Origin of the sequence: Rickettsia gravesii BWI-1 (genome assembly GCF_000485845.1) — a bacterium.
GTDB lineage: Bacteria > Pseudomonadota > Alphaproteobacteria > Rickettsiales > Rickettsiaceae > Rickettsia > Rickettsia rickettsii.
Genome location: NZ_AWXL01000015.1, coordinates 1 through 23,479 on the forward strand (window position 1 = coordinate 1; position 23,479 = coordinate 23,479).

A 23,479-nucleotide genomic window follows, 5' to 3' on the forward strand; every position below is an offset into this window, starting at 1 on the left:
GTATAGGAGCTAATATTTTTGGACTTGCCGGTCAATTTTTAAAAGCGGCAGATACTTCTGAAAGCTTGCTTTCCGAAGAGATACAATTGATAATCGAGCAGCTTAAAATTACCATGCTATGCACCGGATCACGCACTTTAAAAGATTTAGCAAAAGCAGAGATTAGGTTGTAGTAAAATTTATATTCATAATATATTGGCACCAAATTCAAGAATAACTCTTTCGGCCTTATAATCACTCATTTGAACAAGTTTAACTTCTTCAAGATAATTACCTTTGGTAAACTCGTTAATGACTTTCCGCCAAAATATTAATGCCGGTTTATTTTCAGGAATAACTGCAACTTCCCATAATCCTTTATGCATTTGCCAAATTTGCTTAGCTACTTGTCTACCAACTCCTTTATTTTGAAATCTTGCTATAATAAAAAATTCCCCCACATTCCAATCGATTTTATAATGCGTTCCAACCTTATTAAGCAATATAAAACCTGCTATTTCGTCATTTACTTTAATTCAATAGACTTTCCTATCCGTTTCTATAAAATATTTTTTGTAATCATCAGCTTCATATAAACCATCTCTTGGCAATGTCCAATCATATTCATCTGATTCAAACCCACAATAACGCGATATATCATATATATAAAACCATGCCATATTTTGGATTAGAGGGTAATCAACAACGGTTGCAGTGGTTAAACGTATATTCTTTACAGATTCATTCTTCATAACTCTTTTCTTAAATATAATTTAGCCATTTCTCCGGAATTATGATAACCTAGCACTTCATAAAATATATGCGTACTGTCTTTAGCACGTCGATAACCAGAAGTAAGATCAACGATTACGGGGCTATATTTTTTTGCTATTTCTTCTAAATATTCCATAAGCTTTTTACCTATTTGCTTTCCCCGATAATTCTCATCAATAACTAAAGCTTCAATATGAATTCTAGTTTTATCTAAAACGAAAAGCAGCGATTTAGACCAAGCAATAAATCCAACTATTTTATTATCTAAACTAACTAAAGCAACACCATACCCCTCACGATTTATAAAATTCTTAAAACGTGCTGTTAATTCTTCTGAACTAGAAGGATAGCCAAGTTGAACCATCAAAGGTAAAATATTTGTAATATTATTAGGAGTTGCTAAACTAATATTTACACTACTCATAATTATCCTTTTTCTCTTCGTTTCTTTAACCTAGCTAAATCTTTTGGACTAGGTAAATAGCTTTTTAATTTCGTAGGTAATTTCTTCGGTTAATTTAAATTGTGCTATTCCTATAGGTTTTTGCAAGCTTTCTATAGCGTATTCTACTGTAATATTTCGTTTTTCTTCACATAGAATTATTCCAATTGTAGGATTATCAGTTTCATCTTTAATTTTATGATCTACTAAATTTAAATAAAAATTTAGTTTTTCTGCATATTCCGGTTTAAATTTAACTGTTTTTAATTCAATAACAACATAGCATTTAAGTTTAACATGATAAAAAACTAAATATAAGTAATAATCCTCTCCTTCTAATTCTATATGGTATTGATACCTATAAATGCAAAATTTTGACCGAGTTCTAATAAAAAAATCCTTAATATTATCTATTAGCTTATTTTCTAGTTCTCGTTCTAAAATATTTTCTTTAATATCTAGAAATTCTAAATTATAAGGATTTTTTATAATTGATTTTGCTAAATCAGACTGCATTGCCGGTAAAGTATGTCCAAAATTATTTATACTTTTTCCTGATCTTGCGTATAAATTGCTTTTAATTTGCAAGGTTAGTACGTTACATGACCAACCGTTTTCTATAGTTTTTTGTGCATACCAAAGCCTTTCAGTATGATTTTTAACTTTTGAGAAATGACTATATTGATATCCCCAGGGAATTTCTCCAACAAGCTGTTGGAGGATTTGTTCATCGTTATATTCTTCAGCAAACTACCTCATATAAGAAATATTTTGATAAGATAATCTTTTCATTTCAGGAAATTCTTTTAATAAGTCTTTAGAAAAATTTTCTATAACTTTTGCTCCCCACTTCTCAAGCTTTTGACGTTTAATTATTTGAAAACCAATATTCCAATATAGTTTTATCAATTCTTTATTTACGCTTAAATGTGCACGAATTCGTGTTTGCTTGATTTCTAGCTTCAGATTCTCAATTAAATCGTAGTATGATTTGTAATCTAAAATATTATTCATTTACTCAATATTATTTGTATGCTCTAAAATCTTCTCTGCTAAAGCACTTGCCGTTAGATCACTAACATCTATTTCTAACAAATGAGGATGCGTTATATTAATTAACTCTGCGTTTCCTTCAATACTCAAAGATTTATAACGCAAAACTCTATCGGGCCTTTGTATTTGTTTATTATTTTCCCCTACTAAAATAAGTAGTTTTACCGGTACAACAAGAGAGTCACGCTGCAAAGCCATATTTTCTACTTACTTAAAAAAGCTTATGATCACCTTGATTATCTTCTAAGATATTGGTTAATATATAACTATTAAAAGGTTCTTGCACGATAAACTCAAAAACATGATCTCTAATACGTCCGGTTGTATCCAATGCAAATTCTGGAATCTTCTTAAAACCGTCATATCCAAGCAAAGCAAAAATAGGATTATTGATTAACTGATTATCACATATAACATAACCGCTTTTGCTAAGCTCTTTCGCTATAGTATATTTACCCGTCCCGGGCTTTCCTATTAAATAGATAATATTTTAGAGGCAAATTTCTATAGCCCCTAACTTTGAGCTATCGAACCAAGTATTATAGAAGTTTCTACAAGATTCAAAAACATCATATTGTCCACTCTGTAATCTTACAAAATCTTCCGTTAAGAAGAGGTTGTCAGTTCTAGTTTTTAATCTTTTTAATCGTTCTTCAACCGGATAAAAGATTCCTAAAAAGGTTATTTTGTAACCATTTAGATATTTAAGATAAAATTTAGCAAATTTTTGAGCATCCGGACCATCTAGTGCCGTATCGATTACAATATTAAAATTTTTATCTAATAATGCTTTTGCGGTTGTAAGCAATATCAACGCAACAATTTTTCTTCTTGCTAACCTATTATTATTAAAAGACCTTTTAGTCTATCATCATTGTTTTCAGTGCCGGCTTCATTTTCTGCAAACTTAAATTCTGTAGGAAAAATCATACTATAAGACGTTCCGACTTTATCAATTTGTAAATAAATAAATTTATTATTAGATTGCCTACAAATTTCTTTGGCTATTGTTGTTTTACCTGCACAAGAAGGACCGTTGATTATTATAACTTGATTCATATTTAACTAATCTCAATTATGATATAACATAGGAATACTGTCTTTATTTTTAAATTCCGGAAAAATCATATCTTCTTTAAAAGGTGAAGTATTGATAAAAGAAATATCTACTTTATTGTAGGTCTTTAAATCTAAATTTTTCCATTTCGGTTATATAACCATGTTTACCGGTCCACCATCCCGTTAAAGCAATTGCTGGGATATTTCGTTGTTCTAGGTGGTTAATTAAGTCTTTCATATTTGCATTAACAGGCTGAACTCTGCGAATTTTAAAAATGGGGCTGAATAAGTATTTAAGTTCATCTTCGGAATATTTTTCTTTTAGTTGCTTAGTTAGTTCTTTTCTAATTGGAGCATTAAAGGCAAATTCATCGGTCGGCATAACCAATACTTAGTCCACATCAAAAATAACTAAAGTATCTTTATCAGCTTTATTTACATACTCTTCTATTAATTCAAAGTCATTAGTAGGGATGATTCCAGCGCAGCAGTTATAAGATAAACAAATTAAGCTTAAGAGAATAACATTTAAAGGTTCCTAATCTATTTTAATTTAGGAATTGGAAAATTATTTGTAATACATCTATATTCATTATAAATAATCACTTAAATAGCATAAAATTATCTTATAATCAATTGCAAATAGTTTTTTGTTACTATATTTTCATATCAAAAATAGAGAAATAATTATGAAAAAATATTGTTTATTATTTAGCTTATTGCTAATTATTTTTCAAACTAACATAATTCGGGCATTAGAGGCTACAGATTATTATAATAAAGGGTTTTATTTATATAAGTCAGGTCAATATGAACAAGCTCTTGAAGCATTTAATGAAGCAATTAAAATAGACCCTAATAATTCAGAAATATATAGAGGTAAGGGATTTACCTGAAAGGAATTAGGTAAATTTAATTTAGCTATTGAAACGTTTAATAAAACCATTGAGTTAGATCCTAATAACCCTGTTATACAAAAAAATAAACAAAAACTACTAAATCGTATGAAATGAAATTTGTTATAACCCGGTCTCAAATTTTTGCCATAAAGCATCTACATCAGAATTACCTAGCAACGATAGATTTTGCTTTATCTTGTCAACGCTCCAATCCCACCATTTAATTTGCAATAATTTTCCTATATCATCATCAGAAAAACGCTTTTTAATTAATTTAGCAGGATTACCGCCCCAAATTTCATAAGCTCCGATATTTTTTGTTATAAGCTTCTTGCTCCTACTACTACACCATCAGCAATTTTAATCCCTGGCATAATCATACTTTCGGCACCTATCCCAACATCATTACCAAGAACAGTATCACCTTTAAGTCTATAAGCTTTTGGCAGGACGGTTTCATAATTGTCAAAATCTTCATTAAAAAAATCAAGAGGGTAAAATACTATCCAATTATAATTATGTTCTTGTGTTCCACCTATCATAAATTTAACGCCGGTAGCAATTGAGCAAAACTTGCCTATAACAAGCTTATCAATTTCATCAGACTTATAGCGATTATCCTCTGCATCTAAGTACATAACGCAATCATCAAATGCAGTGCCGTGATAATAACCTGAATAATAAGAATAATCGCCTGCTATAATATGCTTCGATTTAACATGATCTTTGATGAAAATTGAATCACGATAACTATTAAATATTTTCATAAAATCATTTAAAATTTTAACTTCACTATATATTATGCACTTAAGTAATAACTCCATTAGGCTTATGCGTTGCACACATTATAGCGAGTGGAAAGAATACCATCAATACCATCGTATACGAGCTGAACAAATCTTTGATACTATAAACATAAAATACGATTCTAACCATCCAACTATAACGGCAGAAAATCATTATCATTTTGTGTTATATAAAAGAGTTAAAATCGTTGCAACTGCTCATATAGAATTTTTCAATGAAAATGAATCGGCACTAAGGTCACTCGCAGTAGATAAGCCTTATCAAAACCAAGGATTCGGTAAATATACAATGAAGCTTGCGGTTTTAAATCATTATTTAATTTAAAGCCACAAAACTATGAATTTAATATGGTGTATATGGTTAAGAATCTAGAATCTAACAATCCTCTACAAAATTTAATTCTGCTTGAGAAAGACGCACGGGGCTATGATTTTGATTGGCCAGATCATGAGATGATTTTAGAGCAGGTAATAGATGAATGTAGAGAGATAAAAGAAACTATTGACGATGCCGAACCACCGGAAAGAGTACAAGAAGAAATAAGGGATTTGCTCCATACGGCAATTTCGTTGTGTATTTTTTCAGGGTTTGATGTTGAGACAACACTTAGCAAGACAAATGAAAAATTTGAGAAACGTATGAGAGCAATAAAAATGCTTACCAAAAAGCATAACCTGCCAAATCTGCAAGGACAATCCATAGAATTTATGCTGAAGCTTTGGAAAGAAGCAAAAGAGATAACTAAAAATGTTAAACCCTAAAAGCATTCTTAAATTAACAATCTTTCTTAGTATATTTTTACTTACTTTATACGGAGTAAATTTTGCTTTGCATTGGCATAATCCCGACGTAAATAATGAAGTAGCTGATGATATAGGAAATTGTTTATATAAAAATGCTCATACAAGCCTACAGGTTAATTCTATGGGAATAGCATTTAATATTTCTTATACCCCAAATGCTGAAAAAGACTGTTTTAATCCGTCTTTCCCTATTATTCATATTATAAAACAGATGCAAAACATAATGCTTGGCTTCACATCGTCTGCACTGATTGCTCGGATAAGGAATTACAAGAGTTTATAGACGGTGATATAAAACTCAATTACCCATTTTACACTTTAGAACAAGATTTTTATGATTCTCCTTTATGGTACTACACACTTTTCTCTAAACCTTTATCTTACTGGATCGGTCACGTTTATGCCATTAAAATTGATCATGAGCATAAAACAATAAAGTTATAGACGGTATCAAATGGAGGTTTAAGCTCTCGTATTTTCCCATTAAGCCGCGAATGATTTTACCATCGCCGCTTAGTTTAGAAGACTGGCAAGAGGATTGGAATATTTTTAAAGAAGAATTAAAAGGATATACAACGAATTAAACTATCACTCAAATATGATCTCTTTAAGATTTTTAAGAAATTTATTATTTACTCAAGTGGCATAATACGCTCAAAATATTCATCCCTTATTCCTAAAAACAAATCAAAAAAAGTAGAGCTAACTGCACTTTGTAAACGGCGATACTCTATTTTAGAATTTTTTATTGTCCACTTCTCCTCAAGTGCTTTACTTACTTTTTTATGTATATTATTTATAATTATACTAACGATGTTATCTGCATCATATTCATCGTCTTTCAATGAGATATAATATTGTGTATTACATACTGCTGGCCATGATAAATTAAACACGTGCCCTACTGAAAAAAATAGTAATAAAATGTTGAAAGCTTTTAAAACTGCTTTCTCTCCATATTGATCTATGGAAAATTTATGTTTTTTCATAAATATTTAAAATTTTCTATACATTCATATTTAGCAATTTGATTCCATATATCACTGACTTCTTTTTTCCATGATGAAGACCATTCGCCTTTAACTATATTTATATTTCGCACAGAATTTAAATATTCTTTTTTTTCTTCAATATCCATATTAGGCAAAAGATCCCATAAAACTTTGTTTGGATAATATTCTGTTAATGCTTTTTCTTGATTGAATTTGAAGGCATCAAGACTGCTTGTTAAAGGATTAATTAATACAAAACCTCTACGACCTAGATGTCCTACAATATGATCATTTAAATCTTCGTCCGGTGCTAAACTCGGTACAGAATATCCTTTTAAATATGGCTTTACAAATTCAAGGTCTTCAGAAGCAGAATGTTCTACTACACTTAATAAATATAAAGCATCTTTTAGAGTTAATTCTTCAATTGGCGGAGCTTTAATATTTTTATACAAAAATGTATCTATTAAAATACGTCTTTTTGCTTCTTCTTCAGTTTGTTTTTGCTGTTTTATAGCTTTCTTACAATTATCACATGAACAACTAGAGTTATTATTATGATTACATATAGAACCCAATAGAGCAAGACTCGTTTCTCCATAAACATAGCTATAATAATTTCTACTCTTTAGCTTAATAACTAAATTTGTATCTCGGCAGTATTTACAGAATAATTTATGATGCGTAACAAGCAGAAATAAACTAACTAAACTATTGGGAGATACATTAACATTAAATTCTTCTAATAAATTAGCTATTTTCTCATAGTTATAATAACGTTTTATTAAATCTTTGATTTGTTCTTCTGTTAAATGTGATAAATCTTTATGAGCCATAACTTAATATAAATTAATTGATTATTTAGGTATATAATTGTAACTTATAAAATTATAGCTGTAATAGAAAAAATAATATAAATATACAGCTATTTTTATTATAAAAGTAAAAATAGAAATTAAAAGACTATCAATATGAGGTAATTAGTAGACGATAAGCTTTGTAAAAAGCTTTTAGACTTTATAAATGTAATAACAAATGCATATGAAACTTTTAAATACTTGACAGTGGAAACCTTGATTACTATTTGGCTTTCCGGTTCGATAAACTACAAAAATTGGCTAACTGTCCAGACTAGAGCATGGTAAGTTAGTATTACAGAAAAAAGATATTTTTGTTTAGGTAAAGTTGATGGTAATATTTTAATAGTCCGTTTTACGTTCCGAGATAATCATATAAGAATTTTTAGAGCAGGATACTGGAGTAAAGGTAAGAGAATTTATGAGCACGAGAATAAAATACACTGATGGGGAAATAGGGGAAGTAAAAATAGTAAAAGATTTCTTGCCGCACCCTAGAGAATTTTTATTAAAAGATGATTCAGTAAAAGTAACCATTTCTTTAAGTAAAGAGAGCGTAGAATTTTTTAAATTAGAAGCAGCAACTTCACATGTTCCTTATCAAAAAATGGTTAGGATTTTACTAGATCAATATACTAAGTATTATAAAGAAAATAAACGAGCATAACATCCTCTTCTGCTTTTAAGAATTGCTCTTTGTTATCTTCATGAATTCACGTACTCACTTATTAAGTATAAGCTGTACACACTCACCATTTGATAACAAATTCAATTCTTGAAATCATTCGAGCATACCATAAACTGAGCTGGCGGAGAGAGGGGGATTCGAACCCCCGACACGTTGCCGTGAACACGCTTTCCAGGCGTGCGCCTTAAACCGCTCGGCCATCTCTCCAAAATTTTTAGCATTGCCTGTATGGCTTCCTATGTCATTCTCACAAAGTATTGATGTTGTTGCATAGAGTAAAAAGCCTACTCGATATCATCCCAGCGGGGAAGCAAGGATCCCAAAAAATAAACCTATAAAAACAAGTTTTTTGTAGGTTTTACTGGATTCCTGCTTTCGCGGGAATGACATAAAACGATCTATGCCACAAAGCCTTTAGTCGCTTGCAATGACGACTCGAGTATCCATACGACAAAGCTAAGACTTATTCTGAGAAAAAATATTATTAGCTTCTTCTAGCTCATTTTTAGTATTAACACCAACAATTAAATCATGATCAGTAGATAATAAATATGAAACTTTTTCACCGTGATTTTTACATATTTTTACTATTTCAGTTAAATAAACTTCCTTATGACCGTTAGTATTAGTAGCAAATAAAGGTAAGTATTTATTTAAAATTTCGCTACTGAAAGCCATAATACCTGAATTACAAAGTTTTATGTTTTTCTCTTCTGCGCTTGCATTTTTATGTTCGATTATCTCTAAAAATTCACCATTTTTATCAGTAGCTATTCTTCCATATTGAACCGGATTTGCTCTCTCAAAGCTTAAAGTCACTAATGCAGAATTAGTAAGGCTTAAATAAGCTATTAATTCATGCATAAGTTTTGGAGTAATAAGAGGATGATCAGCGTATAAAACTAATATTGTTTTATTTTTATTAATTAAATCTATTGCTGCATAAGTAGCATGAGCTGTGCCTTTAGGTTCTTCTTGCAGTACAAAGCGACACATATTTTCATAGGGCATTAAATGTTTTTTAAGTTCTTCTGAATAAACTATAATTACATCATTTGTGACGTTAAGCGAATTCTTTAATACCGTTTCAAGCATTGGAACTCCACCGACTTTATGCATTACTTTCGGTAAATCGGACTCCATTCTAGTACCTTTACCGGCTGCTAAAATAATTATTTGATAATTTGCATCGTTATAAGTCATGGTTCTCCTTGTATTATTTCGTAAACATCATCAGATAACTCATAATTCCCAAAAACTCTTTGCACATCATCACTTTCTTCTAAAACTTCCACAAGCTTTAGTAATTTTTCAGCTTTTTCCTTATCATCTATAATTATTGTATTTAATGGGATCCAGCCTATATACGAATCTTCAGGTATGCCGTATTTGCTAGTTAAAAATTCTAGAACTTTAGAGAAATTTTCAATATCCGTATAGATTGTATGGGTGGTATCATCGGATATAATATCATGCCCCCCGGCTTCTATAGCTGCCTCTAAAACATCTTCATTAGATGCTATATTTATTGGATACTGAATAACTCCGCAATGGTTGAATAAATAATTGACACTACCGGTTTCGCCTAAACTCCCACCATATTTAGTAAAACTAGAGCGTACTTCTGCAGCAGTGCGGTTTTTATTATCGGTTAAAGCTTCAACTATTATAGCAATACCATTCGGTGCATAACCTTCATATCTAATTTCCGTATAATTTTCGGTATTAGAAGAATCATTAGCATTATTAATAGCTTTATCTATTCTTTCTTTAGGGAGATTTTGACTACGTGCGGCGGTTAAAGCATTTCTAAGACGTGGATTATTTTCAGGGTTATTAGAAGAACCGGTTTTAGCTGCAGTAACTATTTCACGAATTAATTTAGTGAAAACTTTTGCTCTTTTTTTATCTTGAGCCCCTTTACGATGCTGAATATTTTTGAACTTTGAATGACCGGCCATATTTATTTCTTTTCTTTCAAGAGTAGTATTATATACTCTGAAGTAAAATGAAAAGTAATATACGAAGATCAACTTGAAAAAGAGCAAGGAAGCCTGCAAACCGAGGAGCGGAGCATATAATAAACACTCAGCATCTGAGGACTTACAAAGACGACATAGCTAATTTTTCAAGTTCATCGAGTATATTTTTTTTCTCCAAAAACGATTAATTAACCTTGTTTTGCTTTAAATCTTTTATTCTTTTTATTTATTACAAAAATTTTGCCTCTTCTTTTAATGATCTGACAATCTTTATCACGTTTTTTTAACGATTTTAATGAGCTAACAACTTTCATAAAATATACTTTTACATTTAATTTGGATTGATAATAAACATTTTTATTTGATCAGTCAATTAGGTTCTGTACTCTTGTAATAGAATAATCATAATTATGGCTATTTTTAGCTGCAAATTATAAGATTTTTTTGAAATATGAATAATTATTTCTGCAAAAATCTTATTAATTTTTGCTAAAAAATATCTCAAAATTATAATCATTAATCAAAGTGTACAGGACCTAACAATTTAAAGCATTTTAATACCATGCTTCGTGGTTTTTAAATATAAATTTAACCAATAATTACAAAGGGATCAAATTATGAATAAATATTCATTATATAACTTTACTCAAGAAACTATAAATGAAATCAAGCAAAATGGAAGAGAATGGAGTTTAAACAAACCATATTATGATGAATTTCTTGTTGAATTACCGAAATTAGTTCAAAAATTTGATCTATCTGAAATAATTATAAAAGTAGATTATCCAGGTAAACATGTATCCATATTTAATGCAGTAGGGGAGCTAGCATCATATACTCAACTTGCTAAATGGGCTGAGAATGCTATTAAAGATGAGCAGCAAGGTGAAAATGAAAAAGCTAATAATCAATGGAAAGCTATAAAAGCAGTATTAGAGCATGCTAAAACATCAGGTATAGATTATTGTAGTTTAATAAGAGGCTGGGAAAATAATAAAGGGGCAGCACAAGGCGCTCAGATACTGAAACTTCTTTTAAACAAAATATTGACTTAAGTATAGATGCGCTGAAGATAGCTAAAATCATAATAGATGAAGCAGATAAAGGAGAATACGGCTTATACGCTATTCCAAATAATTATAAAAATAATGAAAATGCAAAACATGCAGCTAACGAACATAAAAAATGGTATGAAAGCGTAATTAAAGATGATGATTTTTCAATGTTACAAGCTTTAAGCTATAGAGTGGATACAAGCTCTATATTGCAATAAGAAGATCTAATTGATCTATCTGAGGATGATTCTACTATATCTCCAGAAATGTCAAAGGAACAAAATAATCTTAACGATCAACAACTTGCAGCTTTGGTTCATCAAGCAACTGCTCACGCTAACAGAGAGGAAATACCACATATACAACCTTCTACTAGTTCTAATAGAGGAGAGAGCGGTACAGAAGATACTATTTTAGGTATGCAAGCTAAGGATTTTAGTAACATTAATTAATGCCGGAGTGCAAGCTTTAGATGGGACTACTAATCCTCAAGATGCTCAAGGTAGCACTGCTGAAGACTTTGTAACACAAGTAAGTAATCTTTTGCAAGCGACAGGAGGCGATATCAATAATTTGTTGGATATGGTACCCGATATATTAGGTAATCCTCAAAACACTAATGATACTGCTTGGGATTTAGATTAAATCCTTACCTCTTAAATGCTATAACTTCCCTTGCTTCATAAGATAAGTTATGGTAGGCTAGTTTATCTTATTGTAACTCAAGTTATTTTAGCGTTGCCGGTATGGTTTGGGAATTATGCCAAAATTGTCATTGCGAGCGACTACAAGGAGCGTGGCAATCCAGCAAAACAATAAAAAAATTCTGTAAATCAGAATTTTTTACTGGACTACTTCGCCAATTACTCCGTAATTTTCCTCGCAATGACGTTAAAACCATACTACTCCTATTATTATCTTTTATCCCCTTCTCTAAGCCGGCTATTGCCGATCCTGAAATAGCTGAATCCTTTAAATGTTCAAAACTTTTTCCTTACTTTGAAAAAAAATTTAATATCCCATATAATACGTTACATTCAATAGCTTTAAAGGAATCGGGAAAAAAACATACAACCCGTAAAATTAGAGTAGTATGGCCTTGGACGGTAAATGTTGAAGGAAAAGGCTATTATTTTAATACAAAAAGAGAAGCCGTAAGTTTTGTTAGAATAGAGCTTATAAAAGGGCGAGAGAGTATTGATGTCGGATGCATGCAGATTAACTTAAGGCATCATTTAGGGGCTTTTAATTCCCTTGAACAGGCATTTGATCCAAATAATAACATTCGTTACGGTGCAGAATTTTTGCGTTCAAAATATGATCAGCTAGGGAGCTGGCACAAGGCGATAGCTCATTATCATTCGGCTACACATTCTTTAGGGTTTAAATATAAACAAGACGTAGTTAAAATAGCAAGTAATATGGCTCTTTATAAAGCATCCTTACATAGTTATCTAAATAATAATGAAGGGGCTTTAGAAGATACAATTCCAGTAAATAATAACAAAGTTCAAAAAAAATCACTTTTTAGTGGCAATAAAAGATACAGAAGTAGTATTATGATACCGGTTCCTGCTAAAATTAATTAATTCTATGAATATTAAATTAATTACATGTTTTTTAATATTAGTAAGTGCGATAAAAGTAAATGCCGATTTTAACAATATTCAAGATAATTTTGAATATCAGGAAGAGCAACTAACAATAGAATTACCTTGGAGCGATTGTACCGAAATTCATAAATTATTAGAGGAAAAATTATCTTTTTCAGAACAACAAATAAAAAAAGAAAATAAAATTCATGAGAAATATAAACAATTTTATTTAAAACATAATAATCCTACTAATTTTTCTATGCAATTTCTTGAGAAAAAATCTGAGACTAATGGAGTAGAAACTTTAATATCAGGTTTTTTAAAATTTTGTGAAGATAATTTTCAAACTAGTAAAAGTAAATCTAATTCCCTAAATTATTATATTAAAAAACAACAAGACCAATGGTTTAATGATATAAGAAATGAGAATTACAAAATATATTATAGAAAAAAATACGAAGATAATATCTTTAGAAATAATTAATTAAGGCAACTATATATCTTGTATAACCTAAATTGTTTCGATATAATAATTTTATATAAAATTGCGTTAGTATAGTTAAGTGTTAGATTTTAAAAGTGTTGTTGATTTATTCGAAAAATTACCTACTGAACAAAAGTGCATAGATTATTTTACTGATATACGTTGGGCTAACGGAGCTTATTGTCCGTATTGCGGCACCCAAAAGATTTTTCATTATGCGGATGGAACAAATCACAAATGTTCGGCATGTAAAAAGCGTCTTAGTATCAAAGTCGGCACAATTTTTGAAAATAGTAAGATTTCTTTAAAGAAATAACTTACAGCAGTTTTGCAAGTTACTACGCTAAAAAAAGTTTATCATCGTTACAGCTTTCAAGAGATATTAATGTTACCCAAAAAACTGCATGGTTTATGCTTCATAGGATTAGAGAAGTGACTAAACTAGAAAGTTTTAGTATTCCTTTAAAAAGTACTGCAGAAAGAGATGAGACGTATATTGGTGGCAAAGAAAAGAACAAACATCAAAATAAAAAAACTAAAGGTACACAAGGTCGCAGCACAAAGACAAAAACCGTTGTAATCGGCATGATAGAGAGAAACGGTAACGCTAAGGCTCAAGTTATAACAAAGGTTAATTCAAAGACCATAGAAAAAATTGCAATAAATAATATTCTAATAGGGTCAATTATTTTATCTTATGAATGGGGAGCTTTATATAATCATGAATATATAAATCACGACTTAGGTAAATATATAAGAGAGTCTGTGTCCACAAACACGATAGAAAGCTTTTGGGCGGTGTTTAAGCGTGGTATAATCGGATCTTATTCTATTAGCAAAAAACACATAGAGAGATATTTAAACGAGTTTGTATTTAGGTGCAACCATAAAAACTATAATGTAAGTAATATGTTTAATGCTATACTTTTAAATACAGGTAATTATTTATCTTATAAAGCCTTTGGTAGGTCGGTATGAAACTCAAAGTAGTTGAAAACGGAGAATTATCTTTTAACGAGGCTTTAGCAATGATAGATCAAGCTCCGTTAAAAATTAATTCTCCAGAGATTGAAGAAGACGAAATCCCTAAACCATTTATAAAATGGGCAGAGGAAAAAGAAGCCTTATCAAAGAGTTGTGCTTACGCTTACCTGCTAGTTACAATAATCATTATGAGCCTTTTATAGGAGGAGGAGCACTTTTTTTGCACTTGTTCCAGACAAAGCTATTATATCAAATATAAACTTAGATTTAATTATTACATCACAAGGCAGTTAAGGATGAAGCTCGAGCATTAATTGAGCTGTTAGCTAAGCATAAAGCTAATCACTCTCAAGATTATTACTATGCTGTCAGAAAGAACGCAAATAGCGATAACCCTATAATGGTCTTTATAGAGTAAATAGCAAGGGAGAATGCAATGTCCCGATGGGAGCTTATATGAATCCTAATATTCTTGATAAGGATAACATACTTGTGTGTAGTAAAGCTTTACAAAATGCTGAAATAATATATCAGGATTTCAGCAATATTTCGCCTAAGCCTAAAGATTTCGTTTATATAGACCTGCCATATCAACCTATTAATAATACTTCATTTACAAAATATACAAAGCTTGGCTTTACAGAGGCAGATCAGGTTAAGCTTTATGAAAAATGCAGAGCATTAAATAAGAAAGGTGTATATTTTATGCTTTCAAATTCAGATAGCGATTTTTATAAAGAACTTATACAAGTCTTTTAGTATAGAATAGTAAATGCATCAAGAAGCATAAATTGTAAATCCGACAGTAGGCAAGGAGCTAATGAAGTTTTAATAAGAAATTATTAGTACAATGGTAAAACAAATTGCAATTTTACAAGCTAATAAAACTGGAAACAAACTTGAGATTTTTATACATGATCGACTAAAAAGAGAAGGGTATTGTTTTGTACCTAATAAAAGATTTAGTGCAGCTAGGATCCTTAAGCAGCCTATTTATACTAGACAGTTTGAAGTTGGCAAAAATATTTATGATACTAAATGGAAATGCGATTTTATATTATATCATCTAGAACGTCACCCCAATTGCCTAGTTATAGAATCTAAGTGGCAACAATCAGGAGGAGCGGTTGATGAAAAATATCCTTATCTTGTGCTAAACATAAAAAAACAAGGAATTTATGATACTATAATAACAATTGATGGTGATGGATATAAAAAAGAAGCCTTGAAATGGCTCAAGGATCAAGTTGGCAGTAATTTAATAGAAGTATTTAGTATGTCTGAATTTACATCTTGGGTAAATAAAAAGAAAATATAGGTTATACAAGTATATAATTCCCTTAATTTATTTCAGTACTTGATTCATATATTATGTAATTTATATTAACTGTAATAATATACAGGGTTATTTATGTTAAAGAAATTTATATTAGTATTGTTGTGTATAAGTAGTTATAAATCTCTAGGAGAATCTAATAAGACCGAGAACAATGTTTCAGCGATAGAAAGAAAAAAAGTTTCTAGTAATGATAAACAACTAAAACCTGTCTACTTAGAGCATTTTGATCTAACTTCGGATTTAAATCCTACAGAAGAAAGCCTGTTGAGTTTAGAACCTTTATCGCCTAATAATAACAATACGAAACCTATAATTGTAGATATTCAGAAGAATTTTGAAGGACTAGATAGAGTTAAAGGGGATGATATTCGCACTGCAAGACAGCGAGAGCTTGTTCAAAATAGTTTGCTAGGAGATTTTTAGGGGATTTTATTTCTCGACCGCCACCAACAATTTTAGGAGAGAAAATTCAAGATAGGAGAGGATTATATATTCAACAGACTAAAGCTAAAAAATCACCGAAATAATGCAGTAGAGGGGATAAGTAACAGCTTATTCATCAAGCATGCAGCTAATGATATAATAAGTCGACTAGGGATAATTGATAAGGATTTTTCGGATATTCTAGAAATATCAGCTAAATGCGGTTACCTTACGAGCTTACTAAAAAATGCTTATCGAAGTGCCGATATTACCTTAACAGATATGTCGCCTTTATTGCTTGATTCTTTTGAGCATAATCATAAATTATTAATCGATGATGAAGATTTAGAATTGCCAAAAGACTCTTTTGATTTAATTATTTATTCATTAGGATTACACTGGATAAATGATGTACAACGCTTTTTATCTAATATAAGAATATTTTTAAAGTCTGACGGTATTTTTATCGGTAATTTTGTCGGAGGAAATAGCTTAAAGAATTTACGTAAATCCTTAATAGATGCCGAAATAGCAAGTGATTTTAAACACTCTCCTCATATTGCTCCTTTTATTCATTTTGATCATGTTCCGATCTTATTTTCGCAAGCAAGATTTGCCGAAGTAATTGTTGACTATGAAAATATAGAGCTAAAATTTGATAATCCTTTAGCTTTAATGAGAGAAATAAAAAATATAGGTGAGACAAATTCACTAAATACTAGTCATAATTATGCTATTTCTAAAAAGATGTTTTCTTTACTACAAAATTATACAAAAGGCTTTGAAGATAATATTAATTTAATTAGTTTTATTGCTTCACCACATAAGAATAGTATAAGATTAAAGTTGTTATAAAGGTGATAGTGGTGTATTTTTAGCAGTATTACGTCATTGCGAGGAAATTATGTAAGTAATTGACTAAGCAATCTCAGGATATTTGACAAGATTGCCACGCAGCCTATGGCTGCTTGCAATGACGATCCAACAATTTATTAAGGTCAAACAAATATGCAAGAATTTGATTTAGTGGTAATAGGTAGCGGTCCAGCCGGTTATACAGGCAGTATTAGGGCTACTCAGCTTGGTATGAAAGTAGCGTGTATTGAGAAAAGCGATACTCTTGGCGGCACTTGTTTAAATATAGGATGCATACCATCGAAAGCTTTACTTAATTCTTCCGAAAAATATGAAGAAGCTCTAAAACATTTTGAGAATATAGGTATTACTGCAGACGTAAAACTAGACTTACAAAAAATGCTAGCTAATAAAGATAAAGTAGTTCTTGATCTTACAAAAGGTATAGAAAGTCTATTTGCCAAAAACAAAGTTACCAGGATAAAAGGTGAAGCTAAAATTATCTCTAGTAATATCGTTGAAGTAAATAAAGAGCCAATTAAAGCCAAAAATATCCTAATTACTACAGGTTCCAGCATCATAGAAATACCGAATATCAAAATAGACGAAGAATTTATTGTTTCATCTACCGGTGCTTTGAAACTTTCTAAAGTACCTAAGAATTTAATAGTAGTCGGCGGAGGGTATATAGGCTTAGAACTTGGTTCAGTTTGGCGTCGTTTGGGAGCTAAAGTAACGGTTATTGAGTATGCACCGAGCATTGTACCTATGCTTGATAAAGAAATTGCTACACAATTTATGAAACTACAGCAAAAACAAGGTATAGAGTTTAAACTGAACACTAAAGTGCTATCTGCTGAAGTAAAGTCAGGAAAAGTAAATCTGACAATAGAGGAGGACGGTAAGAGTTCGGTAGTAACAAGCGATGTTGTGTTGATGGCGGTAGGCAGAAAAGCCTATACGCAAAATCTAGGACTTGAGTCTGTCGGTATTATTACGGATAAGCAAGGTAACATTGAGATTAATGACCGGTTCCAAACAGCAATTTCAAATATTTACGCAGTCGGTGATGTGGTAAAAGGAGCTATGCTTGCTCATAAAGCCGAGGAAGAGGCTGTAGCTGCCGTGGAAATTATGGCAGGGCAGGCAGGATATGTTAACTATAACTTAATTCCAAGCGTAATATATACTTATCCTGAAGTAGCAAGCGTCGGTAAAACGGAAGAACAGCTAAAAGAAAAAGGCATTAATTATAAAGTCGGTAAGTTTCCGTTTTTAGCAAATAGTAGAGCAAGAGCAATCGGTAGTACGGAAGGGATGGTTAAGATCCTTGCCGATAGTAAAACCGATAGGGTTTTAGGAGCTCATATTATAGGAGCTGATGCAGGTACGTTAATTGCCGCGCTTACGGCTTATATGGAATTCGGAGCAGCTTCAGAAGATATAGCAAGAACCTGCCACGCTCACCCAACTTTAAGCGAGGCTATAAAAGAGGCAGCACTTAGTGTAGATAAGAGGACTATTAATATGTGATATATTTCTACGTCATTGCGAGGAAAAACTGTAAATTTTGACGAAGCAATCTCAGGAGTCCTGCTTTATGAGATTGTCACGCTCCTTGCAGTCGCGGCGTTGTTGCATGGCTTGAAAAACCAGTTCGGTGTCATACCGTGGCTTGACCACGGTATCCAGTAAAACCACTAAAAATACTAATATTATTAGTATTTTTAACTATATCCCACGAACAAGTCGCGGGATGACAGAGATGAAGCGAGCCATACCACAAGGCCTTCAGTCACTCACAATGACGAATTTAAGGATATTTATGACTAAACAAGAGCTGCGTCTTTATTTTAAAGAATTTTTAATAAAAAACCAAGATAAGATTAATTCCAATTTAGTCAAAAACTCTCTAATCAATAAAATTAGCCGGTTATTACAGGAGTTAAAAGTAAAGACAGTAGGACTTTACTTTCCTCTAAAATACGAAATTAACTTACTTGAAATAACAAACTTACATCCTGAAATAAGATTCTTCCTACCAAAAATCATAAAAAATGAGATAAAATATTGTCCTTATCATTATAACGATCAATTGGCTTTAGGGGCTTTTAAAACCTATGAACCTATAAATAATAATTTTTTTATTCCTGAGTTAGTTATTATCCCAGGACTTGCGTTTAGTAAGGAGGGTTATAGACTTGGATACGGCAAAGGACATTTTGACCGATATCTTAATAATAACCAAAATATATTAACCGCCGGAGTTTGTTTAAAAGAACAATTAATAGATAATTTTCTGATTGAATCTCATGATCATAAGCTTAAATTTATGATTTCGGTATAATAACCTTAATTTTTTTAACTTTTTTTATTGTATAAAATATTATATTTATATATTATTATTACAAAAATCAACTTAGGGTAAAATGGTTGATATAATAAAAAAAATTGTCGTATTGACCGGTGTACCTTTTGCTTTTTTTGCACAAGCAGTTGGAGATTGGCTAGAAACAGGACAAATATCCGGCGATACTCAGACTGGAGATATTTGCTTTCAATTAGCATTAGTAGGAGTAGGGACACTTATCATAGATCAGGCATTTAGTAACTTGCCTGATGATGTATACAACGAATATGTCAAAGTAGTACAAGATAGTGAGATACAAGTTACATTAGTTGGCTAATTTTTTTCTATTCATAAAATAGGCTACAAGTTATTTGATTTATAGCTTTTTTCTTATAAGTTATTACACAAATTTATTATTTCATCTTTATATTTTTGTTTGTGTAAATATTTGCTTTTTAAATTTAGATTTTTAAAATCCTTGTGATTCAATGGCGGGTATTTACTAAGCTTTATTAAATCTTCATCTAAAATAAAATGCTTACGAGGAATATTTATAGTTTGTGCATTCTCTTCACGATAAGCTGCAAGCATTTGAATTTTGTGATTAAAACTCTTATAATCACTTCTATATTTTATTTTTTTCCAAGCATCTTTCGGCTCAACCTTATAATTTCTAACATCTAATAAAGAACTAAGAGTAGTTTGATATTTATTAGTTAAATTATTTCTAATAATTATATTATTTAACTCTTTATATATCTTATACAAATACTCCACGTCTAACATTGCATAATTTAACATATCACTAGTAATAGGGCGTTTTAGCCAGTTAGATTTTTGATGGGTTTTATCGATAGTAATACCGATTAGCTTATAGCAAAGGTCATCATAGCTTAGCTGTTTACCGAATCCGCAAATATTTGCTGCAATTTGTATATCAAAAATATTAGCAGGTAGTGTTTTAAATAAATTATAGAAAATCTCTAAATCTTCACGAGGAGCATGAAATATTTTAGTAATATTATTATCTGCAAACAGCTTATTAAAAATATTCAGATCTAAATTGCTTAATGCATCAATTATTCCGCAATATTCTTCTGCTTTAACTTGAATTATACTAAGCTGAGCATAATAAGTATAGCGACGCTCAAATTCCGTATCTATGCTTAAGCATGCCTTATTTGCTAACCGGTTACAAAATTCTTCTAATGTTTTTTGATTATCGATAATTTGCATAGAAGCTATTTATAAAGCTCCGATAATTTTTAAGAAAAGATTAGTATGAGATAACGACAGAACAACTTCAAGACCGATTAAAATAATAATAATCCACTCAAGTTTGGTGGAATGTTTATAATTAAGATCGTTTGAAAGAATGTCTAAAAGCTCGTGAATCATATTAAGACGATGATTCATTATATTTTGCCGTATTTCTATGTCTTGAAACTCTGCCGTCATGAGATATAGAGGCTCATAACTCGGACGACGCCAAAAGAATTCCGGAGTATCGAATATATCGCTATGCAAACTGATTGAATAACGCTCATTAAACAATATACCTATTTGCTGTAATATCTCCTTTTTAGAAAGCGATACGCTACCGGTTCTAGCTAGTTCCTGTTGTATAGGGGTTGTCTGAACAATCAAGTTACTAACAGATTGCTCAAGAACGCTAAGTTTAATCGATTGTGCAAGAGCATGGGAAATAGAAAGTTTAACAAAAACTGATTTATCTGCTAAGATTATTTTATTTTTTTCTTCATCAATAAATGTTTTCTTGACTTCCGTATTATATTCAAAATAAATATAATCGGATACCGGCTCTTTAAGCTTATTTACTGGTACTAAATCAGTATCACTTAAAACTATTTTTTCTTGAATTTCATCGCCGCCCCAAATAGTTACACAACCAAACGGAAAGAAAAATATCTCTATAAAATCAGAATCTTTATTTATCTCTTTCCGAATATATAAAACATCGTCAAAATGTTGAGGTTCAAGACCAATCTTTTTTAAATTAGTAACTAAATCACTCATCTTATATTCGGAAGAAGTACAGTAAGATGAACATCTCATGATTATTAAGTTTAATTTATATAAATTTAGAGTATAGTAGTTAGGAACCTATAAAGTCAATAATATTATAATTATGTATGAAATATTAAGTAATAGAGAAGTTATCAAAATAATAGGTTTCGATTCCGTAAAGTTCCTACAAAATCTCATTACTAACGATATTTGTAAGAGTATAGTCAATTCAGTTGAATTCGGATATAAGGAGCGAGGAGCGAAACCTATAATAATAGGCGAGACGACGAGTAACGCAGTAGGCGAGTCCAAATCAATTGACTATAATTATTGCTATACTTATTTGCTTAATAATCAAGGAAGATATTTATTTGATTTTTTCGTGTATGTTCATAACCCTGAGACAATTTACCTTGATATTGATAAAAGTAATAAAGCTGCTTTGATAGAGTATTTAAACTTCTATAAATTTCGCTCAAAAATACAAGTAATAGATTGTAGTGACGAATATAAAGTTATCTACTCACTTCAAAAATTAGATATAGACTCGCTAATTACGGTTCGTGATCCTCGTTATGCTAAGCTTGGTTTCCGCTCAATAAATAAGCTCGATGTCATACCGCGGCTTGACCTCGGTATCCAGAAAATAATTAAAAAAGACTGGACCCCGTGGTCAAGCCACGGGGTGACAGAGGGGGAACCGCCCCCCTCAACAACGTCTCCCCGCGAAAGCGGGAATCCAATATACCTAGAAGATAAATATAATTTTGCAATAATAGATGGTGTGGAAGATTTAATCACAGATAAATCTATTCCAAATATGTATGGTGCTGAGGAGTTAAATGCAATTAGTTTTGATAAAGGTTGTTATGTCGGGCAGGAAGTGATTTCAAGGGCTAAATATCAAGGAGTTATAAGAAGAAAGATATATAAAATTACAGCAGATGAAGATTTATCTTCATTAGTTAAAGATGAAGAAATACTCGCAGATAACAATAAAATCGGCGTAATATGCTCAAGTTATCACAATAAAGCAATCGCCTTAATCAGAGAAGAAAAATATCTTGCCGATAAAGAAGCTGATGTTACCGTTAAAGGGATTAAAATAAATTTATCTCTCGCACCTTGGTATTAAATAATAGTTAATTTTTTAATAATTACTTGACATTTATTAGTTTTTATAAAAAATTAATATAAATTGGAGACTTTTATGTATACACCTTTTCAATTATTAACTTCAGGAAACATACAATTAATACCGGCTATATTAAACGGAACTAATGTTAACAGCAAACTTAATATTTTTGAAGCTCTTTGTAGTTTAATACCTCAACAATAAGATCATAATGCTAAAAATGTTTTAGAAAATACTGCTGTATAGATTTAAACAAAATGATCCTCATCCCTGACACTAATTGGGATAAGAAAGATACAAACGGTAATACTATACTTGAATGTGGTATTTGGAGTAATAGCTCCAATGTTATTGATGTATTGCATCATAACCCTGCACTTATGGCAAAATTTGTTTCAACTGAGAAAGCACAAATTCATAATTTTTTCCGTGTTGCTTGCTATGGAGTCGCATATTTCTGATGATTTCCGTAAGACACAAATTGAAAAATTTACACAATTAGGTTTAGATATTAATGATCTTGGTCAAGATAATCATATTGCTTTATATTCTACAATAAATATTTATTTAAATACATATTTAAATAAATATCAGCTTATTACTAATAATCCGAGTAATCAAAATATAAGTTTATTTCAAACTCAAATGGATAAATATTATAAAATAATTGAGAATCTAGTTAAATTTGGTGCTAATCCTTCGCTTGAAGCAAATAATATATTAAATTTATTAGCTACTGGTACTTTACAAATACAAAATACAATATCTAAAATGTCCGATAACGGTCATAAATATTTAGCTCAAGCAGGTTTTAAAACTTTAATAATGAATGTAAAGGAATGAGTAGAAAAAACATTAGAAAATTGTAACCTTGAAAATTCTACCGGCGGTAATAA

The 23,479-nt window shown here is 30.8% G+C and carries 35 protein-coding genes, 1 tRNA gene and 7 pseudogenes; 25 read left to right on the top strand and 18 right to left on the bottom strand.

Annotated features, from left to right (window positions below; translation table 11 throughout):
• Window positions 1-173 (top strand): annotated as a pseudogene (locus RGRA_RS11465) (type 2 isopentenyl-diphosphate Delta-isomerase); the annotation flags it as partial.
• A 12-nt stretch (window positions 174-185) separates the two neighbouring features.
• Here RGRA_RS11465 and RGRA_RS0104705 read toward each other — a convergent pair.
• The 9 genes and pseudogenes from RGRA_RS0104705 to RGRA_RS13500 form a co-directional block, all read right to left on the bottom strand.
• The gene (locus RGRA_RS0104705; RefSeq protein WP_330216866.1) at window positions 186-515 is read right to left on the bottom strand and encodes a GNAT family N-acetyltransferase; all 330 of its coding nucleotides are present in this window, start codon (window positions 513-515) and stop codon (window positions 186-188) included.
• Window positions 516-731 (bottom strand): hypothetical protein, encoded by a 216-nt coding sequence (locus tag RGRA_RS0104710; RefSeq protein WP_017442830.1) that lies wholly within the window; start codon window positions 729-731, stop codon window positions 516-518. It abuts the gene before it with no gap.
• Window positions 728-1,177, bottom strand: coding sequence for a GNAT family N-acetyltransferase (locus RGRA_RS0104715; RefSeq protein ID WP_017442831.1), 450 nt, complete (start codon window positions 1,175-1,177; stop codon window positions 728-730). Before RGRA_RS0104715 ends, RGRA_RS0104710 begins: the two co-directional genes overlap by 4 nt.
• 48 nt (window positions 1,178-1,225) lie before the next feature.
• Window positions 1,226-1,783: a PDDEXK nuclease domain-containing protein gene (locus RGRA_RS13480; RefSeq protein WP_051354055.1), complete on the bottom strand. Its 558-nt coding sequence runs from the start codon at window positions 1,781-1,783 to the stop codon at window positions 1,226-1,228.
• A gap of 30 nt (window positions 1,784-1,813) precedes the next feature.
• Window positions 1,814-2,209: pseudogene (locus tag RGRA_RS13485) on the bottom strand (DUF1016 N-terminal domain-containing protein); the annotation flags it as partial.
• Window positions 2,210-2,446: a hypothetical protein gene (locus RGRA_RS0104725; RefSeq protein WP_024547318.1), complete on the bottom strand. Its 237-nt coding sequence runs from the start codon at window positions 2,444-2,446 to the stop codon at window positions 2,210-2,212. It abuts the pseudogene before it with no gap.
• 292 nt (window positions 2,447-2,738) lie between these two features.
• Window positions 2,739-3,056, bottom strand: a complete 318-nt coding sequence (locus tag RGRA_RS13490; protein WP_017442834.1) for a glycoside hydrolase family 25 domain-containing protein — start codon at window positions 3,054-3,056, stop codon at window positions 2,739-2,741.
• Window positions 3,057-3,082: 26 nt separating this feature from the next.
• Window positions 3,083-3,307: a phosphotransferase-like protein gene (locus tag RGRA_RS13495; RefSeq protein ID WP_017442835.1), complete on the bottom strand. Its 225-nt coding sequence runs from the start codon at window positions 3,305-3,307 to the stop codon at window positions 3,083-3,085.
• A 112-nt stretch (window positions 3,308-3,419) separates the two neighbouring features.
• Window positions 3,420-3,689, bottom strand: a complete 270-nt coding sequence (locus RGRA_RS13500) for a hypothetical protein (protein WP_017442836.1) — start codon at window positions 3,687-3,689, stop codon at window positions 3,420-3,422.
• A 307-nt stretch (window positions 3,690-3,996) separates the two neighbouring features.
• Here RGRA_RS13500 and RGRA_RS0104750 point away from each other — a divergent pair, with 307 nt between their 5' ends.
• On the top strand, window positions 3,997-4,203 hold the full coding sequence (locus RGRA_RS0104750) for a tetratricopeptide repeat protein (RefSeq protein WP_017442837.1): 207 nt from the start codon (window positions 3,997-3,999) through the stop codon (window positions 4,201-4,203).
• Between the two features lie 323 nt (window positions 4,204-4,526).
• On the opposite strand, the gene RGRA_RS08980 is transcribed toward RGRA_RS0104750, so the two are convergent.
• Window positions 4,527-4,973, bottom strand: a complete 447-nt coding sequence (locus RGRA_RS08980) for an LbetaH domain-containing protein (protein ID WP_408005780.1) — start codon at window positions 4,971-4,973, stop codon at window positions 4,527-4,529.
• Between the two features lie 64 nt (window positions 4,974-5,037).
• On the opposite strand from RGRA_RS08980, the gene RGRA_RS0104760 reads away from it, so the two are divergent.
• The 3 genes from RGRA_RS0104760 to RGRA_RS13505 all read left to right on the top strand — a co-directional run bounded on the left by RGRA_RS0104760 (window position 5,038) and on the right by RGRA_RS13505 (window position 6,099).
• A complete protein-coding gene (locus tag RGRA_RS0104760; protein ID WP_024547319.1) occupies window positions 5,038-5,337 on the top strand; it encodes a GNAT family N-acetyltransferase in 300 nt (99 codons plus the stop codon).
• Between the two features lie 128 nt (window positions 5,338-5,465).
• The gene (locus RGRA_RS08985; protein ID WP_024547320.1) at window positions 5,466-5,774 is read left to right on the top strand and encodes a MazG nucleotide pyrophosphohydrolase domain-containing protein; all 309 of its coding nucleotides are present in this window, start codon (window positions 5,466-5,468) and stop codon (window positions 5,772-5,774) included.
• Window positions 5,761-6,099 (top strand): hypothetical protein, encoded by a 339-nt coding sequence (locus RGRA_RS13505; protein ID WP_236609804.1) that lies wholly within the window; start codon window positions 5,761-5,763, stop codon window positions 6,097-6,099. Before RGRA_RS08985 ends, RGRA_RS13505 begins: the two co-directional genes overlap by 14 nt.
• Before the next feature lie 349 nt (window positions 6,100-6,448).
• Here the strand turns inward: RGRA_RS13505 and RGRA_RS13510 are convergent, their stop codons facing one another.
• Both RGRA_RS13510 and RGRA_RS13515 read right to left on the bottom strand, forming a co-directional pair.
• Window positions 6,449-6,805: a hypothetical protein gene (locus RGRA_RS13510; RefSeq protein ID WP_017442843.1), complete on the bottom strand. Its 357-nt coding sequence runs from the start codon at window positions 6,803-6,805 to the stop codon at window positions 6,449-6,451.
• Window positions 6,802-7,644, bottom strand: coding sequence for a hypothetical protein (locus RGRA_RS13515; RefSeq protein WP_017442844.1), 843 nt, complete (start codon window positions 7,642-7,644; stop codon window positions 6,802-6,804). The genes RGRA_RS13510 and RGRA_RS13515 overlap by 4 nt, the downstream gene beginning before the upstream one ends.
• Window positions 7,645-8,086: 442 nt before the next feature.
• Here RGRA_RS13515 and RGRA_RS13520 point away from each other — a divergent pair, with 442 nt between their 5' ends.
• A complete protein-coding gene (locus tag RGRA_RS13520) occupies window positions 8,087-8,332 on the top strand; it encodes a CopG family transcriptional regulator (RefSeq protein ID WP_017442845.1) in 246 nt (81 codons plus the stop codon).
• 140 nt (window positions 8,333-8,472) lie between these two features.
• Here the strand turns inward: RGRA_RS13520 and RGRA_RS0104795 are convergent.
• The 4 genes from RGRA_RS0104795 to ykgO all read right to left on the bottom strand — a co-directional run bounded on the left by RGRA_RS0104795 (window position 8,473) and on the right by ykgO (window position 10,649).
• A tRNA-Ser gene (locus RGRA_RS0104795) sits at window positions 8,473-8,560 on the bottom strand.
• A 249-nt stretch (window positions 8,561-8,809) separates the two neighbouring features.
• Entirely contained in the window at window positions 8,810-9,556 is a 747-nt protein-coding gene (locus RGRA_RS0104800) for a sugar phosphate nucleotidyltransferase (RefSeq protein ID WP_017442846.1), read from the bottom strand.
• Entirely contained in the window at window positions 9,553-10,314 is a 762-nt protein-coding gene (locus RGRA_RS0104805; RefSeq protein ID WP_017442847.1) for a YebC/PmpR family DNA-binding transcriptional regulator, read from the bottom strand. Before RGRA_RS0104805 ends, RGRA_RS0104800 begins: the two co-directional genes overlap by 4 nt.
• Before the next feature lie 209 nt (window positions 10,315-10,523).
• Window positions 10,524-10,649, bottom strand: a complete 126-nt coding sequence (ykgO, locus tag RGRA_RS0104810; protein WP_017442848.1) for a type B 50S ribosomal protein L36 — start codon at window positions 10,647-10,649, stop codon at window positions 10,524-10,526.
• A gap of 303 nt (window positions 10,650-10,952) precedes the next feature.
• Between ykgO and RGRA_RS10655 the strand changes: the two genes are divergently transcribed.
• The 15 genes and pseudogenes from RGRA_RS10655 to RGRA_RS0104890 all read left to right on the top strand — a co-directional run bounded on the left by RGRA_RS10655 (window position 10,953) and on the right by RGRA_RS0104890 (window position 19,757).
• Window positions 10,953-11,390, top strand: a complete 438-nt coding sequence (locus RGRA_RS10655) for a hypothetical protein (protein WP_017442850.1) — start codon at window positions 10,953-10,955, stop codon at window positions 11,388-11,390.
• Between the two features lie 227 nt (window positions 11,391-11,617).
• Window positions 11,618-12,035 (top strand): annotated as a pseudogene (locus RGRA_RS14620) (hypothetical protein).
• A 101-nt stretch (window positions 12,036-12,136) separates the two neighbouring features.
• Entirely contained in the window at window positions 12,137-12,979 is an 843-nt protein-coding gene (locus RGRA_RS0104835; RefSeq protein ID WP_017442852.1) for a lytic transglycosylase domain-containing protein, read from the top strand.
• Window positions 12,980-12,983: 4 nt separating this feature from the next.
• Window positions 12,984-13,469 carry a DUF2532 domain-containing protein gene (locus RGRA_RS0104840; protein WP_017442853.1) on the top strand — a complete coding sequence of 162 codons (486 nt, stop codon included), beginning with the start codon at window positions 12,984-12,986 and terminating at the stop codon, window positions 13,467-13,469.
• A 79-nt stretch (window positions 13,470-13,548) separates the two neighbouring features.
• On the top strand, window positions 13,549-13,785 hold the full coding sequence (locus tag RGRA_RS14625) for a transposase (protein WP_017442854.1): 237 nt from the start codon (window positions 13,549-13,551) through the stop codon (window positions 13,783-13,785).
• On the top strand, window positions 13,782-14,447 hold the full coding sequence (locus RGRA_RS11840) for an IS1595 family transposase (RefSeq protein ID WP_157668030.1): 666 nt from the start codon (window positions 13,782-13,784) through the stop codon (window positions 14,445-14,447). Before RGRA_RS14625 ends, RGRA_RS11840 begins: the two co-directional genes overlap by 4 nt.
• Window positions 14,444-14,656, top strand: coding sequence for a hypothetical protein (locus RGRA_RS0104855; RefSeq protein WP_017442855.1), 213 nt, complete (start codon window positions 14,444-14,446; stop codon window positions 14,654-14,656). Before RGRA_RS11840 ends, RGRA_RS0104855 begins: the two co-directional genes overlap by 4 nt.
• Window positions 14,632-14,712 (top strand): annotated as a pseudogene (locus RGRA_RS14630) (hypothetical protein); the annotation flags it as partial. The gene RGRA_RS0104855 and the pseudogene RGRA_RS14630, both read left to right, overlap by 25 nt.
• Window positions 14,713-14,909: 197 nt before the next feature.
• Window positions 14,910-15,212, top strand: a complete 303-nt coding sequence (locus tag RGRA_RS12585; RefSeq protein WP_236609805.1) for a DNA adenine methylase — start codon at window positions 14,910-14,912, stop codon at window positions 15,210-15,212.
• Between the two features lie 91 nt (window positions 15,213-15,303).
• Entirely contained in the window at window positions 15,304-15,771 is a 468-nt protein-coding gene (locus RGRA_RS13530) for a PD-(D/E)XK nuclease superfamily protein (RefSeq protein ID WP_017442857.1), read from the top strand.
• Window positions 15,772-15,864: 93 nt separating this feature from the next.
• Window positions 15,865-16,319, top strand: a pseudogene (locus RGRA_RS09030) (hypothetical protein).
• A 31-nt stretch (window positions 16,320-16,350) separates the two neighbouring features.
• Entirely contained in the window at window positions 16,351-17,070 is a 720-nt protein-coding gene (locus RGRA_RS0104875) for a methyltransferase domain-containing protein (protein ID WP_269077354.1), read from the top strand.
• Window positions 17,071-17,223: 153 nt separating this feature from the next.
• Window positions 17,224-18,603: a dihydrolipoyl dehydrogenase gene (gene lpdA, locus RGRA_RS0104880; protein WP_017442860.1), complete on the top strand. Its 1,380-nt coding sequence runs from the start codon at window positions 17,224-17,226 to the stop codon at window positions 18,601-18,603.
• Between the two features lie 292 nt (window positions 18,604-18,895).
• Window positions 18,896-19,417 (top strand): 5-formyltetrahydrofolate cyclo-ligase, encoded by a 522-nt coding sequence (locus tag RGRA_RS0104885; protein ID WP_017442862.1) that lies wholly within the window; start codon window positions 18,896-18,898, stop codon window positions 19,415-19,417.
• 112 nt (window positions 19,418-19,529) lie between these two features.
• Window positions 19,530-19,757 carry a hypothetical protein gene (locus tag RGRA_RS0104890; RefSeq protein WP_024547324.1) on the top strand — a complete coding sequence of 76 codons (228 nt, stop codon included), beginning with the start codon at window positions 19,530-19,532 and terminating at the stop codon, window positions 19,755-19,757.
• A gap of 53 nt (window positions 19,758-19,810) precedes the next feature.
• On the opposite strand, the gene RGRA_RS0104895 is transcribed toward RGRA_RS0104890, so the two are convergent.
• Together RGRA_RS0104895 and RGRA_RS0104900 are read right to left on the bottom strand one after the other, a co-directional pair.
• Window positions 19,811-20,656 carry a ribonuclease D gene (locus RGRA_RS0104895; protein WP_017442864.1) on the bottom strand — a complete coding sequence of 282 codons (846 nt, stop codon included), beginning with the start codon at window positions 20,654-20,656 and terminating at the stop codon, window positions 19,811-19,813.
• Between the two features lie 9 nt (window positions 20,657-20,665).
• Window positions 20,666-21,457 carry an RMD1 family protein gene (locus RGRA_RS0104900; RefSeq protein ID WP_017442865.1) on the bottom strand — a complete coding sequence of 264 codons (792 nt, stop codon included), beginning with the start codon at window positions 21,455-21,457 and terminating at the stop codon, window positions 20,666-20,668.
• 112 nt (window positions 21,458-21,569) lie between these two features.
• On the opposite strand from RGRA_RS0104900, the gene ygfZ reads away from it, so the two are divergent.
• From ygfZ to RGRA_RS09040, 4 genes and pseudogenes are all read left to right on the top strand, one after another.
• A complete protein-coding gene (gene ygfZ, locus RGRA_RS0104905; protein WP_017442866.1) occupies window positions 21,570-22,583 on the top strand; it encodes a CAF17-like 4Fe-4S cluster assembly/insertion protein YgfZ in 1,014 nt (337 codons plus the stop codon).
• A gap of 75 nt (window positions 22,584-22,658) precedes the next feature.
• Entirely contained in the window at window positions 22,659-22,787 is a 129-nt protein-coding gene (locus RGRA_RS14110) for a hypothetical protein (RefSeq protein ID WP_017442867.1), read from the top strand.
• A gap of 53 nt (window positions 22,788-22,840) precedes the next feature.
• A pseudogene (locus RGRA_RS09035) lies at window positions 22,841-23,211 on the top strand (hypothetical protein).
• A 17-nt stretch (window positions 23,212-23,228) separates the two neighbouring features.
• Window positions 23,229-23,423, top strand: a pseudogene (locus RGRA_RS09040) (ankyrin repeat domain-containing protein); the annotation flags it as partial.
• Between the last annotated feature and the right edge of the window lie 56 nt (window positions 23,424-23,479).